Source organism: Actinomyces oris, assembly GCF_001937445.1.
GTDB classification, from domain to species: domain Bacteria; phylum Actinomycetota; class Actinomycetes; order Actinomycetales; family Actinomycetaceae; genus Actinomyces; species Actinomyces acetigenes.
In genome coordinates this window covers 81,395-95,568 of the sequence record NZ_MSKS01000001.1, presented here as the reverse complement: position 1 = coordinate 95,568, position 14,174 = coordinate 81,395, and the positions used below count along the sequence as shown (strand labels likewise).

Below are 14,174 nucleotides of genomic sequence, written 5' to 3'. Positions count from 1 at the left end.
TGTCGCTTCCGGCGAACCATCCGACCGAACGGCCCGTTTCCTTGCAGGTGGCTTGAGAGACGGCATACAGTCCACAGCATGACTGCGCCCATCAACATCGCAGCAACGCCGGCATACCGGAGCACTCCCCCGGAGCGGTGGCAGGAGGCCGCCTCCGCCTACCGGCGCTGGTGGAGCCGCCACCCGGGACTATCCAGCGCCCTGAACCTGGTGGTGCGTGGAGCCTACGCCCTCATGATCGTGCTGCTCATCGCCGCCCTGGTGATGGTGCCACGGCTGGCTTACGCCGCCGTCCCGGCGGCCTTCATGGCCGTGTGCCTCATGGTGGTGGCCCTCCTGGCGCGCACACGCACCATCAGCTGGCGCTCGGTGCTGCTCATGTACGGCGTCGGCGCCGCCTGGTCGCTCGTCGTGTCCATGATCATGAGCTCAGTGCGCACCCGCGCGGGACTGTCCGTCATGGGTAACGGGATGAGTATCGCCCTGACCATTGCGTTGGAGGTTCTCAGCCCGCTGGTGCCCCTGGTGCTCGTGGTCTTCCTGGCGCCGGGGCGGATGCGCCGCCTGGCGGCCTCCGACTGGGCCCTCCTGGGTTTCGCGGCCGGGGCCGGTCTGACGGCCCTCAATGACGGCATCCGGGCCCTTGAGGAGAGCAGCCTGCTCTCCTCGGTCCTGGGCAACGGGCGCCTGCCCTTCTCCTTCAACCCGTGGACCTCGGGGTCGATGACCCAGGAGAGCAGCAACGTCCTGGCCGTCAGCAACCAGGTGAGCACCGCGAACATCACGATGGCGGTGGCGCTGGCGATCACGCTGTGGCGCCTCAAGGACTCGCCGGCCTTCGAAGGGGCTAAGAACCTCGTGTGGCTGCGGATCGTGGCCTGGATCCTGCCGGCAGTGGTCATCCTGCAGTCGGTGAGTGACCACGCCACCTACATCGCCAGGATCGCCCAGCAACTCGGGCAGAGCGACTCCGGCGGCGGCTTCCCGGCGCTGCTCATGTTCCTGTGGAGGGTCAACGGCGGTGGCCTGAGCGCCATCCCCCTGTCCGTCATCCTCATGGCCGCCTGCCTGCTCCTGGACGCCCACCGCCGCGCCTACGCGGGCGTGCACGGCTGGACGGTGGCCGGGGCGCCGGCTCCCCGTTACCCCAACCTCACCGAAGCGCCGCCCTTCGTGCGCGCTCTCATCGTCTCGGTGGTGGCTCTGGCGAACTTCACCTGGGGCGACCTGGCCGTCACCTGGGGCGCCTACGGGGACCTGCGCCAGGGGCGCCTGTACGCCATGCGGGCGGGGCGGGCCACGGCCGAGCAGGTGCGCGGCGTGCGGGCCGACGCCATGGAGGCCACGACGCCGGGCGCTGAGCCCAATGCCCGCCAGGGCTTCCGCCTGGGGATCCTGGTGGTCAGCGTCGTGCTGTTCCTCCTGTGCTGCATGTACGAGGTGCGTACCGTCTGGCAGCTCGCCCCTGAGCTCAAGGAGACCGAGGACGACCTGTTCCTCTCCGCCCTGCCGCGCCTGTTCTCCCAGTGGTGGAGTGACCTGAGCGGCAGCCAGGGGCTCCTCTACGCGATCGGTGCGCTGGCGACGGTGGCCATGAACCTGTCCCTCGTCCTGACGCTGGGGGCGCCGGGGCGCCGCATCAGCACGGCGCCGTCGTCGAGCAGCCTCGTCAGTCACCTGCTCGCTCTCACGCCGGGGCAGGCGTGCCTGGCGCTGCTGGACTTCGCCACGACCTACATGCCGCGCTCGGCCCTGAGCGCCAGTCCCGCCGGGGGCGGTACCGACCTGGCCGCTGAGCTCTCCGTCAACCGGCGGATCCGGGGCGCCGAGAGCTTCTCCGAGAGTCAGGTGCTGTTCACGGCGCGCACCAAGCGGCAGGTGGCGGTCGAGGGCGACATCGCGCGCCTTCGCCAGCTCGCCGAGTCCCTGGGCGTCACCGGCGTCGATGCCCTGGAACCCGACCGGATCGATGAGACCGTCGCCGAGCTGGCCGACTCGGGAGCCGACTCCCAGGTCGTCGGGCAGATGCGCGACCTGGCCGCCTCGGTGTCGAAGCAGCAGGCCGAGATCCTGGACCTGACCCGCCGCCTCAACACCGGCAACGGCGAGCAGTTCGTCATCCTGGAGGGCTATCGGATCACCGACGACTTCCGGGGTGAGGCCATCGACCAGCGGCCGGTGGACAGCCCTGTCCACGCTCTGGCGCTGTCCCCCGGCGGGAACCAGCTGGTCGTCGTCGAGTACCAGGGGGCCGCCCCCACCATTGATGACGACGACGAGACCGACATTCCTCCCCGCAGGCTGCCGGGGCGGGCGGCGCACAAGTCCGCCGACAACGTCCTGGAGCACCTGGCCTGCGACGAGCGCGTCGCGCGATTCTTCCGGGAGAATCCTGAGCTGTGGCGGGCCCTCAAGGAGGGGCGCGCGCTCCTGGAGGCGAGTGTCCTCTACACCCCCATCCCGGGGATGACCTACCGGGCCGGGACAGCGCTCCTGGCGGTGACGCCCGAGCTGGTTGAGGGCGTGGATGCGGCTCTCGGTGCCCTGAGCAGCGCGGGCACGGCGGCGCGCTGACCCGCCGGCTCACGCCTCGTCGTCCACCTCGCCGTCGTCCGCATCGGCCTCCTCAACGGCATCGTCGCGCACATCCTGACGCCGGTACGCCGCCGGCAGGACCGACTCGGGCAGGGTGCCCCGGGCCCAGGTGCGCGTGTAGGGGTGGGCCAGGACGGCCATGGAGGCCAGTCCGACACCGACCTCGACGAAGACGAGGATGACCGTGTAGAAGACCAGCGGGCCGACGGCGGTCATCCGGTTCGGCCCCACGGATCCGGAGGCGGCAAGGCACAGCAGGCCCACGCCACCGGCCACGAGGAGAGCAGCCAGACCGGCAGCGCTGAGGGCGTAGCGCACCCGCAGGGCGTTGAGCACCGCCCGACGCCGCCAGGCGGCCACCATGGCGCCGGCCGTCACCACCAGGGGCAGCCACAGGCCCACGCTGCTCAGCGGCGTCGACGGCAGCATCCCCAGCAGCGGCAGGCGCGGGACGGGGCCGGCCACCACCCGGTCGGGGGCGAAGACAGTGCCCGTGCCCACGGAGAAACCGGCGCCGATGAGCCAGGAGCAGGCCCAGATCATCATGGTCGGCACCCAGCCGGCCTGAAGCAGGATCAGGCCGGCCATCGCGACGAAGCCGTCCCCGGTCAGGGAGTCGTGCAGAACCGAGACCCGGCCGGCGCCGTTGACAACAGCCGCGACCACCACCAGCAGGCTCAGCAGGCTCAGGGCCCGCGTGGCCCCGTAGGCCAGCGACAGGGACGGCCCCAGCCAATGGGGTCGGTGGTCCCACCAGCGGGTCAGGGGCGGCCAGTGGTGGCCGGCGCGCATAAGTTGGATGGCGACGATGACCCCGGTGAGCACAGCGATACCGACGACGGCGGGCCAGGTGTCCGGCCCGACCGGGCCGGTGAGGCAGGCCAGGGCCGCCACGACGGTCGCGGCGAGGACGATGGCCGCCCCGGCTGCCGGCCGGGAGGGGTGGGCGCGTCGCACACAGAACCAGGTCCAGCCCACCTGCACCAGGGTGAGTCCCAGCAGCGGCAGGCTGAGCACGCCGTCGTCCTCGGAGGACACGGCGACCGTCCCCCCGAAGCCGAGGCTCCACAGGGCGGTCCCGGTGTGCAGGGCCTCGCCCGCGCTCAGGATGGCCGCGGCGTTGACACCGGAGGCCGCCTTGGACACGGCGATCGTCGCCAGCACCACCACCAGCCAGACCAGGCCGACCGACTCGACCCCCACGCGCAGGGACCACAGGGCCCAGGACGCCAGGCCGGTGGCTCGCTGCCGCGCCAGACTCAAGCGCTCACCTCACCGGCCAGGGCTCGGTAGAGCTCTCGGGCGATCTCAGCGGTCTGGCTGGGGGTGCGCCCCACCCTGACGCCGGCGGCCTCCAGCGCGATCTTCTTGGCCTCCGCGGTGCCCGAGGAGCCGGAGACGATGGCACCGGCGTGCCCCATGGTGCGCCCCTCGGGGGCGGTGAAGCCGGCGACGTAGGCGACAACCGGCTTGGTCATGTGCTCGCGGATGTAGGCGGCGGCGCGCTCCTCTGCGTCGCCCCCGATCTCACCGATCATGACGACCAGGCGGGTGTCGGGGTCGGCCTCGAAGGCGGCCAGGGCGTCGATGTGGGTGGTGCCGACCACCGGGTCCCCGCCGATGCCGATGCAGGTGGTGAAGCCCAGGTCGGACAGCTCGTGCATGAGCTGGTAGGTCAGGGTCCCGGACTTGGAGACCAGTCCCAGGGGGCCGGGGCCGGTGATGTCGGGTGGGGTGATGCCCACGTTGGAGCGGGCCGGGGAGATGATGCCGGGGCAGTTGGGGCCGATGATCTGCACGCCGTGGTCGGCCGCGTAGGCGCGCATCCAGGTGGCGTCGGCCACGGGGATGCCCTCGGTGATGACGACGAGGAGGCGCACTCCGGCGTCGACGGCCTCGACGACGGCGCCCTTGGCGAAGGCCGGCGGGACGAAGACGACGCTCACCTCGGCGCCGGTGGCCTGCCTGGCCTCGGCGACGGTGCCGTAGACGGGGACCTCGACGGTTCCGGCCTGGACCTCGCCGGCGCCGGGGCCGATGGGGGCGACGTCGAAGGCGACGGTGGTGCCGGCCTTGCGGGGGTTGACGCCGGCGACGACCTTCGTGCCGGCCGAGAGCATGCGGGTGGTGTGCTTACGGCCCTCGGAGCCGGTCATGCCCTGGACGATGACGCGGTCGGTCTCAGTCAGGAAGATGCTCATGTCTCAGGCCTCCTTGCCAGCGGGCCGGCCGCTGATCTGCTCGGCGATGGCGGTGACGACGTCGGCGGCCCCGTCCATGGTGTCGACGACGGAGACGCCCTCAATGGCGGCGTCGGCCAGGATGGCGCGACCGGTCTCGGCGTTGTTGCCGTCCAGGCGCACGACAACGGGCTTGGGCAGCCCGCCCAGGGACTCGACGGCGGTCACGATGCCCTGGGCGACGGTGTCGCAGGAGGTGATGCCGCCGAAGACGTTGACGAGGATGGCGAGCACCTGGGGGTCGGAGGCGACGACCTCCAGGCCGGTGGCCATGACCTCGGCCGAGGAGCCGCCTCCCAGGTCGAGGAAGTTGGCTGGCTTCATGCCGCCGTGGCGCTCGCCGGCCCCGGCGACGACGTCGAGGGTGGACATGACCAGGCCGGCGCCGTTGCCCAGGACCCCGACCTGGCCCTCGAGGCGCACGTAGTTGAGGCCGGCCTCGCGGGCACGGGCCTCCAGGGGGTCGGTGGCGGCGTTGTCGACGAGCTCGGCGTGGGCGGGGTGGCGGAAGCGGGCGTTGTCGTCGAGGGTGACCTTGCCGTCCAGGGCGATGATGCGGCCGTCGGTGGCCTTGACCAGGGGGTTGACCTCCACGAGGGTGGCGTCCTCGGCGGTGAAGACCTCCCAGAGGCGTTCGATGACGGCGGCGACCTCGTCGGCCAGGGGCCCGGCCTCGAAGCCCGCGGCCTCGACGATCCGGTGGGCGACGGCGGGGGTGATGCCCTGAAGCGGGTCGACGCCGATGCGGGCCAGGGCCTCGGGGCGCTCGGCCGCGAGGGTCTCGATGTCCATGCCGCCCTCGCGCGAGCACATCGCCAGGTACTGGCGCTCGGCGCGGTCCAGGAGGATGGAGAAGTAGTACTCGGAGTCGAGGTCGACGCCGTCGGAGATGAGGACGGCGCGCACCGTGTGGCCCTTGATGTCCATGCCCAGGATGTCGCGGGCGCGGGCCTCGGCCTCCTCAGCGGTGCGGGCGAGCTTGACGCCGCCGGCCTTGCCGCGGCCGCCGGTCTTGACCTGGGCCTTGACAACCACCAGCTCGCTTCCCTCGTCGAGGAGGGACTGCGCGGCGCTGCGCGCCTCCTCGGGGGTCGTGGCCACGGCGCCGTCGAGCACGGGGACGCCGTGCTGACGGAACAGGTTCCTGGCCTGGTACTCGTAGAGATCCATGCAGCTGATCCTCTCGGGGCATGTGGATGGCTTGCGGGGCGCGAGCCGGCCGGGCAGGCGCCACTGATGAGCCTAACGTCCCAGTGGCCGGTAGGGAGGGCGGACACGGGTGCGAACCGCTGGCGTCTCACACAGCGTGGTCGCCGTATCTCGGCGGGGCGTGCGCACCAGGGCCTCCGCCGGCCACGAGCGCCGTCGAGAACGTACTTTCCCCGCGAGGACTGCGTTTTCCCGCAGATGACTGCGGGCAGACCCCAGTCGTCTGCGGGAGATCGCAGTTCTCGTTCGAGATGTACGTCCTGGTTCCAGGGTCATGCGCCGCGCACGCGAATTATCATAGGTTGACCGAGGAAAGGGGCTCGAGAAAGGAGACGGCCGTGCCCTCACTGACCGCAACGAGCGCACTGGTCGGTGCCATGGTGCTGCTCGGCGTCTGGAGCGGCAGGCGGTGGGGCCGACGACGCAAGCGCGTCCTCGACGCCGAGGCCCACAGGTTCCGCGCCCGCAGCGACCGGTAGCTCCTTAGCCCGTGGACCTACTGTCCCCCTGCTCCCAAAGCAGGGGGATAACATCGCTCCCCTCCTCCTCCTGGAGGCTCACCGGGGACCGGCGAATACGTGGATACCGCGGCAAGAAAACACTCTTGGGACCACAGGCGGATGACGTGGCGGCGCTCACCAGCAACAATAAGGGCTGATGCCCTCCCGGCCGACGCCGGGAGCCAGGCCTACCGGTGACCCCAGGGAAGGACCCCACATGCCAGCCGCCATGTCCTCAGACACCGCAGACACTGTCCCCTCCCCCACCGGCTCGTCGGCCGGCCCGCTGCTGGGCCTGGACGGTGAGCCCCTGCGCATCGGAGTCCTCACCTCCGGCGGTGACGCCCAGGGCATGAACGCGGCCGTGCGGGCCGTGGTACGCACCGCCATCCGCCTGGGGGCCAAGCCCTACGCGGTCATGGAGGGCTGGGCCGGGGCCGTGGCCGGGGGTGACGGCATCCGCCCCCTGGAGTGGGACTCGGTGGGCTCCATCCTCCAGCGCGGCGGCACCATCATCGGCACCGCCCGCTCGGCCGAGTTCCGCGAGCGCGCCGGCCAGCTGGCGGCCGCCCGCAACCTTCTGGAGCACGGCATCGACCGGCTCGTGGTCATCGGCGGCGACGGCTCCCTGACCGGCACCAATGAGTTCCGCAAGAACTGGCCCTCCCTGCTCGAGGAGCTCGTCGCGGCAGGTGACATCAGTGCGGAGACGGCCGCCGCTCACCCCGTCCTCATGGTGACCGGCCTGGTGGGCAGCATCGACAACGACCTGGTGGGCGCCGACATGACCATCGGCGCCGACTCCGCCCTCCACCGCATCCTGGAGGCCATCGACGACATCTCCTCAACAGCCGCCTCCCACCAGCGCACCTTCGTGGTGGAGGTCATGGGCCGTCACTGCGGCTACCTGGCCCTCATGGCGGCCGTGGCCGGGGGCTGTGACTACGTCCTAGTCCCCGAGCTCCCCCCGGGCAAGGGATGGGAGGAGGACATGTGCTCCAAGCTCAAGGCGGGCCGGGAGGCCGGACGCCGCGAGTCCATGGTGATCGTCGCCGAGGGCGCCACCGACCGCGAGGGCAACCGCATCAGTGCCGACGACGTCCGCCAGGTCATTGCCGACAATCTGGGGGAGGCCGCCCGCGTCACCATCCTGGGTCACGTCCAGCGCGGTGGCCGCCCCAGCGCCTACGACCGTTGGATGTCCACGCTGCTGGGCTGCGCCGCCGCCCGCGAGGTGGTGGCCATGGAGCCTGGCAGCGAGCCGGTCATCATCGCCGAGCGCCACAACCGCATCCGCCGCCTGCCGATGATGGAGCAGATCGCGGCTACCCGCGCCGTCAAGGACCTTGTGGCCGCCCATGACTACCTCGGGGCGATCCAGGCCCGCGGGGCCAGCTTCGGCAAGATGCTCGAGCTGTTCGAGACCATGTCCACGCCTCCCGCCGAGCCGGCCACCGATGCGGGTTCGACGCCGTCGGCCTGCGATCGTCCCAAGCGGGTCGCCATCATCCACGCCGGCGGCCTGGCCCCGGGGATGAACACGGCGGCGCGCGCGGCCGTGCGCCTGGGCCTCGACCACGACTTCACGATGCTGGGAGTCTACGGCGGCTTCCCCGGTCTGCTCGACGGCGACGTCCGCGAGCTGACCTGGGCCGACGTCGAGGGCTGGGTCGGTGACGGCGGCGCCCAGCTGGGCACGCGCCGCGAGGTGCCCACCATTGAGCAGCTCTACGCGCTGGGGCGGGCCATCGAGCTCCATGAGATCGACGCCCTGCTGGTCATCGGCGGCTACAACGCCTACCTGAGCGCCTTCCGCCTGGTCACCGAGCGGGACCGCTACCCCGCCTTCCAGATCCCGATCGTGTGCGTGCCGGCCTCCATCGACAACAACCTGCCCGGCTCCGAGCTGAGCATCGGCACCGACACGGCCCTCAACAACGCGGTGGTGGCCCTGGACTCCATCAAGCTCTCCGCGGCGGCCTCCCACCGCTGCTTCGTCGCCGAGGTCATGGGCCGCAAGTGCGGCTACCTGTCTCTGATGTCCGGCCTGGCCACCGGCGCGGAGAAGGTCTACCTCAACGAGGAGGGCATCACGCTGGCGGGCCTGGCCGCCGACTCCGAGCGGATGGTGGAGTCCTTCCGCTCGGGCCGCAGCCTCTACCTGGTGATCCGCAACGAGCGGGCCAGCGTCAACTACACCACCGATGTCCTGGCTCATATCTTCGCCGAGGAGGGCAAGGGCCTCTACGACGTGCGTGAGGCGATCCTGGGCCACCAGCAGCAGGGCGGCAGCCCTACGGCCTTCGACCGGATCATGGCGACCAAGCTCATCGCCTACTCCTTGGAGCTGCTGGCCGGCGCCCTCAAGCGCGGCGAGCCGACGGCCTCCTACGTGGGTCTGATCAGGGGCAAGGTCTCCGACCACCCGTTGGACCGTATGAACGACGACCTCGACCGCGACAACCGTCGCCCCCGCCACCAGTGGTGGCTGGGGCTGCGCCCCGCCGTGGGGCTGGTCAGCCAGGACATCGGGACCCTGGCGCTTCAGGACGTGCCCGACTTCGGTGAGGCGGTCGACGACGCGGCCAACTGACCCGCCGGCCCCGGCAGGCGCGGGGCCGGGTATCGTGCCTGGGGTGCGCGCACTGATACGACCCCGGTTCCTGGTGGCTGCCGCCATGGCGGGCGTGGCCGCGGGTCTCATCGGGATCGCGATGGCGCTGCTTCTGGAGCTCTTCGAGGCGCTGTTCTACGGCGTCGCCCACGGCGGGCTCCTGGAGCGCTTGTCCGCCGCCCCGCCCTGGCGGCGCGCGCTCGCCCCGGCCACGGGCGGCCTTGTCGCCGGTGGCTTGTGGTGGTGGCTGCGCGCCACTGGCGGGGTGGCCGACGTGGAGACTGCGGTCGCGGACCGCAGCGGTCAGGCGGCTGCCCGAATCGGACTGGCCCGCCCCTTCCTCGACGCCGTCACCCAGGTCCTCACGGTCGGTGCGGGCAACTCGGTGGGCCGTGAGGGCGCCCCGCGTCTGGCCGCCGGAGCGGTGGCGGCCAGGCTCACCACTCGTCTGGGGATCGGCAGGACCGAGGGCGCGATCCTCATCGCCTCCGCCGCCGGGGCAGGGCTGGCGGCCATGTACAACGCGCCGCTGGGAGGGGCCGCCTACGCCGTCGAGCTCGTCATGGTCTCCGGGATGCGGCTGCGCGGGATCCTCGTGGCGGTCCCGGTGTGCCTCATCGCCACGCTCGTCTCCTGGCTGCACTCCCACGGGCACCCCACCTTCGAGGTCGCCTCGCCAGGGATGTCGTCGGGGACCGCCCTCGGGCTGGTCCTGCTCGTACCCGTGGCCGCGGCGCTCGGGGTGGGGGCGAGGCGACTGTGGTCGTGGATGCTGGCGCATCGGGTGCGCGTCCTGAGGTGGCTGCCGGCAGCAATCGGAGCGGCGGGACTGGTCACCGGATTGGTGAGCCTGTGGGTCCCGGCCGTCGTCGGCAATGGTCGCGACGCCATGGAAATGGCTCTGAGTACTCACGTTCCGGAGGTCTCCGGCGGCGCCGCGGGTACGGTCCTGGCTCTGCTGGCCGGCATCGTGGTTCTCAAACCGGTCCTCACCGGTCTCACGCTCGCCGCCGGTGCCACCGGCGGCCGGCTGGCCCCCTCCCTGGCTGCAGGATCGAGCGCCGGGGCGGCCCTGGCGATCGCGTTGCAGGCCTGCGGGGTGGAGGCCGGCGTCGCGATGCTGGCGTTAGCCGGCGCGGGGGCGGTGCTCGCCACCACCCAGAGGGCCCCCGTGTTCGGGATCGTCTTCACCTGGGAGCTGGCCCGCGCCGGAGCCTGGACGCTGATGGCCCTGTTGACGGTCGTCCTGGCGGTCACCCTGCTGGCCTCTCCTGACCTGCGGCGCACTGTGGCCTTGCGGCTGCGGACCTCACGGAGCCGGTAGCCGGACCCGCCTGCGACGTGTCAGGGTCAATCATTCTACCGAATAAACATATACTCCTGAGCGGATCGCAGCCGGCAGCCACGTCTCCATCGGAACCACTATGGATCGTCACTACGACGCCGCACCACCTCGTCACGCGCTACAGCCCTGCGCGGCCGACGCCTACGCCTTTAAGACCGGACGGCCCGCCGCCTCCGAGGGCACTGCCCTTGCCGCCGTCGCCCTGCTGGCAGGTGCCCCGGCGCTGGGCACGGCCCTGGCGCTCGTGCGGGGACCGTGGATCCTCATGCTCGTCCTCCTTCACGTGGGCGGGCTCGCCCTGTGGTTCGGGATGGCTCGGCGCGGCTGGCGCGACCTGCTGAGCAGTGGCGGCATACGCAGCAGAACCGTCCTGTTCGCAGCCGGAGCCCTGGGCGGAGTCGCCTTCGGCGGCCTGCACACCTGGATGGGGCCGACGGGCACCGGCCCGTTGTGGAGGCCGGAGATCACCGCCTCCACGGTGCTTCGCGCACTGGTCTTCGCCCTGAGCGTCGGCATCGCCTACAACGCGATTCCTGAGGAGATCACGCTCAGGCGCACCCTGTTCTCACCGATACACGAGCACCTCGGGGCGACGGCCGCTGTGCTGATGACGACGGCGTCCTTCACCGCACTGCACCTGCCGACCTGGCTGACCTCGGAGACCAGTCTCAAGGGCTACGCCTGGCAGGTCCTCCACAAGGTGCTCTTCGGGTTGCTCGCCGGCTGGTCGGTGATGCGGCTGCGGTCGATGTTCTTCGCCCTGGGCCTGCACATCAGCGGTAACGCCCTGGGACTGTTCATCGGCCAACTTCAGAGCGAGAACCTGCCAGACTTCGAGATCTCGTGGCTCAACGCGGCGATCCTGCTCACCGGCGCCGCTGCGGTCGCTTTCCTCATCCTCCTCCTGGGCCGACGAGGCAAGCAGCCCTCTGCGCTCAGTCCTTGATCGTGAGGATCTCGTTGACGTCGACGCGGTCAGGGGCGAAGGCCGCCAGCGCCGAGTCCGCGGGATGGCCCAGCGCGATCCCGACCGCTACGATCTCATCGGCTCCGATCCCCATGGCCTCGCGCACCTCGTCCGGGTACATGACCAGGGCGCAGGCGTTGATGGCGCCAAGGCCCTTGTCGGCAGCCGCCAGGACGAGCATGGCGGAGAAGGCCCCGAGGTCGTGGAAGGACCACGGAGTGGACTCGACCGGGATCGTCACGTACAGGACTGCCTGGGCGTTGAACAGCCGTCCTTGCGATGCCTGGAACTCCTGGACGCCCTCGCCCAGCTGTGCACCGATCTGCTCGCCGAGCGCAGCCATGTTCTCCTGGGTGGTCGCAGACCACTCTGTACGAGGCTTCACCGGGAGGTCGGCGTTCCCCTTCCTGCCGGCGGCGACGTCTGCGGCATGGCGCTTCTTGATCCCGGCCAGCGTGGCCCCGGTGGCCGCATAGACCCGCCAGGGCTGGGAGTTCACCCATGACGGCGCCCGCTGGGCGGTGCGCACGACGTCCACCAGATCCTCCTGGGAGACGGGCTGGTCGCTGAAGTCTCGTACCGAGTGACGATTGGCGACGACCTGGCTGAACTCCATGGTGCTCCCCTACTTCCGATATCCGCGGGTTTGTCCACCAAGACCAACGACCGGCCGGACAGCACTATTCCAGTTGGGGCCGTCGGGCGGGCGTAGCGCGCCCCACCTCCTCAAGCCCGACGGCGCAGCAGCACCGAGTCCCATCCCGGTAGCACCTCCGGCAGGCCTGCGTGAGCCGAGCCGGGCTGGACGTCCGGGTCGGCGGCGCGCAGGAGCTGCTCGGCGGCATCCCACTGCCCTGGCTCCAGGCCCTCGGCCGTAAGCGCCGCCAGCAGGCCGCCCTGCCCGGTCAGGGGCAGATCCTCGCGGGCGCACTGGGCGATGAGCAGCAGCTGCTCGATGCCGCCGCCCTGTGCCTCGGGGGCACACCACTGACGCAGGATGACCCAGGCGGTGGGGTGGTCGGCCACCAGGAGCCGGAAGGTCCCCAGGGCGAGGGCGTCGTCGTCGTGCCGCAGGGCGATGAGCTGGCGGTAGTGCTCGAAGACGCTGCCGGGTACTCCCACCTGGGCGGCGGCGTTGACGGTGCCGTGGTCGGGGGCCAGGGCGATCCAGGGCTCGCCGGTGGTGAACCCGGCCTTCTCGCTGCTGTCCCAGTGGACGGGGGTGCGGGCGTTGTCCCGGGAGACGGGGGCGATGCCGGCCAGGACTGCGGTCGGGTCGTCGCCGGCGCGCACGCGCTCGTGGAAGTGGTTGACGGACTCCAGGTCCCGGTAGTCCTCGATGGACCGGAAGACCGTGTTGGCCATGCCCAGCTCCTCCCCCTGGTAGATGTAGGGGGTGCCGCGGTGGGTGTGGAGGATCGTGGCGAGGGTCTTGGCCGAGCGGACGCGCCAGGCGGGGTCGTCGTCGCCGAAGCGGGAGACGGCGCGGGGCTGGTCGTGGTTGTCCCAGTAGGCGGAGTTCCATCCCTTCTCCGCGCTCACGGCGCCGGTGGGGGTTGTGGCGGGGGCGAGGGCGGCCTGCCAGTGGGCCAGGTTCTGCTTGAGGGTGACGAGGTCGAGGGGCTGAGGGTCGAACTTGCCGCCGGGTCCGTCGGTGAGGCAGACGTGCTCGAACTGGAAGACCATGTCGAGCTCGCCTCGGGCGGGGTCGGTGTAGAGGGCGGCCTCGGCGCTCGTGGCCCCGGGCATCTCCCCGACGGTGAGGATGTGGCCGGGCCTCGGCGCGAGGGCCTGCTGGTTCATCTCGTGGAGGAACTCGTGGATGCGGGGGCCGTTGGCGACGGCGGCAAAGGCGTTGCCGTAGAGGTCGCCCTCGCCCTGGGGCGCGTCAGTGAGCGGGTAGGTCTTGGAGATGAAGTTGATGACGTCCATGCGGAAGCCGTCGACGCCGCGGTCCAGCCACCAGGTCATCATCTCGTGGATGGCGCCACGCATCTGCGGGTTCTCCCAGTTGAGGTCGGGCTGCTTGGGTGAGAAGAGGTGCAGGTAGAACTCCTGGGTGTCCTCGTCCCAGGCCCAGGCCGACCCGGAGAAGGCCGATCCCCAGTTGGTGGGCTCGGTTCCCGGCTGCCCGGGGGCGAGCCCGTCGACCTGCCGGGCGGGACGCCAGATGTACCAGTCGCGCTTGGGGTCATCCTTCGAGGAGCGGCTGGCGGTGAACCAGGGGTGCTCATCGCTGGTGTGGTTGACGACGAGGTCCATGACCAGGCGCATGCCGCGGCAGTGGAGTCCCTCGATGAGGGCGTCGAGGTCCGCCAGGGAGCCGAAGAGGGGGTCGATGTCCTGGTAGTCGGAGATGTCGTAGCCGTTGTCGTCCTGAGGGGAGCGGTAGACGGGGCTGAGCCACACGACGTCGACGCCCAGCTCGTCGAAGTGACCCAGGCGGCTGGTCAGGCCGGGGATGTCGCCAATCCCGTCACCGTCGGAGTCGGCGAAGGAGCGGGGATAGACCTGGTAGACGACGGCGCGGCGCCACCAGTCCGGATCGTCGCCGACGTGGCGGGCGGAGACAACGAGGGGTGCGGGAGAGGTCACGGGTGACTTCCTTCCAACCGACCAGAGGGGATGCGAGGTAAGCGGGGCGGGCCGGGTGCGTGAGGGCCTGCCCCCTGCTTCGCCGCCAAGGCTGACGGGGCCTTTGCGG

At 71.0% G+C, this 14,174-nt stretch carries 10 protein-coding genes; 5 read left to right on the top strand and 5 right to left on the bottom strand.

Going from position 1 to position 14,174, the window contains the following annotated elements:
• Positions 1–78: 78 nt before the first annotated feature.
• Positions 79–2,574: a hypothetical protein gene (locus BKH20_RS00365; RefSeq protein ID WP_075389467.1), complete on the top strand. Its 2,496-nt coding sequence runs from the start codon at positions 79–81 to the stop codon at positions 2,572–2,574.
• Positions 2,575–2,583: 9 nt separating this feature from the next.
• Here the strand turns inward: BKH20_RS00365 and BKH20_RS00360 are convergent, their stop codons facing one another.
• From BKH20_RS00360 to sucC, 3 genes are read right to left on the bottom strand one after another with little or no spacing between them, the layout of a single operon-like run.
• Positions 2,584–3,858 (bottom strand): cell division protein PerM, encoded by a 1,275-nt coding sequence (locus BKH20_RS00360; RefSeq protein ID WP_075389466.1) that lies wholly within the window; start codon positions 3,856–3,858, stop codon positions 2,584–2,586.
• Positions 3,855–4,796, bottom strand: coding sequence for a succinate--CoA ligase subunit alpha (gene sucD / locus BKH20_RS00355; RefSeq protein WP_075372666.1), 942 nt, complete (start codon positions 4,794–4,796; stop codon positions 3,855–3,857). Before sucD ends, BKH20_RS00360 begins: the two co-directional genes overlap by 4 nt.
• 3 nt (positions 4,797–4,799) lie before the next feature.
• On the bottom strand, positions 4,800–6,005 hold the full coding sequence (gene sucC, locus BKH20_RS00350; RefSeq protein ID WP_075389465.1) for an ADP-forming succinate--CoA ligase subunit beta: 1,206 nt from the start codon (positions 6,003–6,005) through the stop codon (positions 4,800–4,802).
• Between the two features lie 377 nt (positions 6,006–6,382).
• Here sucC and BKH20_RS14180 point away from each other — a divergent pair, with 377 nt between their 5' ends.
• From BKH20_RS14180 to BKH20_RS00335, 4 genes are all read left to right on the top strand, one after another.
• The gene (locus BKH20_RS14180) at positions 6,383–6,523 is read left to right on the top strand and encodes a hypothetical protein (RefSeq protein ID WP_178388523.1); all 141 of its coding nucleotides are present in this window, start codon (positions 6,383–6,385) and stop codon (positions 6,521–6,523) included.
• A 238-nt stretch (positions 6,524–6,761) separates the two neighbouring features.
• Entirely contained in the window at positions 6,762–9,137 is a 2,376-nt protein-coding gene (locus tag BKH20_RS00345) for a 6-phosphofructokinase (protein WP_178388522.1), read from the top strand.
• A gap of 43 nt (positions 9,138–9,180) precedes the next feature.
• Positions 9,181–10,482, top strand: coding sequence for a chloride channel protein (locus BKH20_RS00340; RefSeq protein WP_075389464.1), 1,302 nt, complete (start codon positions 9,181–9,183; stop codon positions 10,480–10,482).
• Between the two features lie 100 nt (positions 10,483–10,582).
• Positions 10,583–11,449 carry a CPBP family intramembrane glutamic endopeptidase gene (locus BKH20_RS00335; RefSeq protein ID WP_075389463.1) on the top strand — a complete coding sequence of 289 codons (867 nt, stop codon included), beginning with the start codon at positions 10,583–10,585 and terminating at the stop codon, positions 11,447–11,449.
• Here the strand turns inward: BKH20_RS00335 and BKH20_RS00330 are convergent.
• Positions 11,439–12,086, bottom strand: a complete 648-nt coding sequence (locus BKH20_RS00330; protein ID WP_075389462.1) for a nitroreductase — start codon at positions 12,084–12,086, stop codon at positions 11,439–11,441. The two genes, BKH20_RS00335 and BKH20_RS00330, sit on opposite strands and share 11 nt — an antisense overlap.
• A 110-nt stretch (positions 12,087–12,196) precedes the next feature.
• Positions 12,197–14,065: an alpha-glucosidase gene (locus BKH20_RS00325; RefSeq protein ID WP_075389461.1), complete on the bottom strand. Its 1,869-nt coding sequence runs from the start codon at positions 14,063–14,065 to the stop codon at positions 12,197–12,199.
• Between the last annotated feature and the right edge of the window lie 109 nt (positions 14,066–14,174).

What these genes read in the sequence shown, in the direction of transcription:
- BKH20_RS00365 (WP_075389467.1), top strand. Translation starts at nt 79, where the DNA reads ATGACTGCGCCCATCAACATCGCAGCAACGCCGGCATACCGGAGCACT.
- sucD (WP_075372666.1), bottom strand. Translation starts at nt 4,796, where the DNA reads ATGAGCATCTTCCTGACTGAGACCGACCGCGTCATCGTCCAGGGCATG.
- sucC (WP_075389465.1), bottom strand. Translation starts at nt 6,005, where the DNA reads ATGGATCTCTACGAGTACCAGGCCAGGAACCTGTTCCGTCAGCACGGC.
- BKH20_RS00345 (WP_178388522.1), top strand. Translation starts at nt 6,762, where the DNA reads ATGCCAGCCGCCATGTCCTCAGACACCGCAGACACTGTCCCCTCCCCC.
- BKH20_RS00335 (WP_075389463.1), top strand. Translation starts at nt 10,583, where the DNA reads ATGGATCGTCACTACGACGCCGCACCACCTCGTCACGCGCTACAGCCC.
- BKH20_RS00330 (WP_075389462.1), bottom strand. Translation starts at nt 12,086, where the DNA reads ATGGAGTTCAGCCAGGTCGTCGCCAATCGTCACTCGGTACGAGACTTC.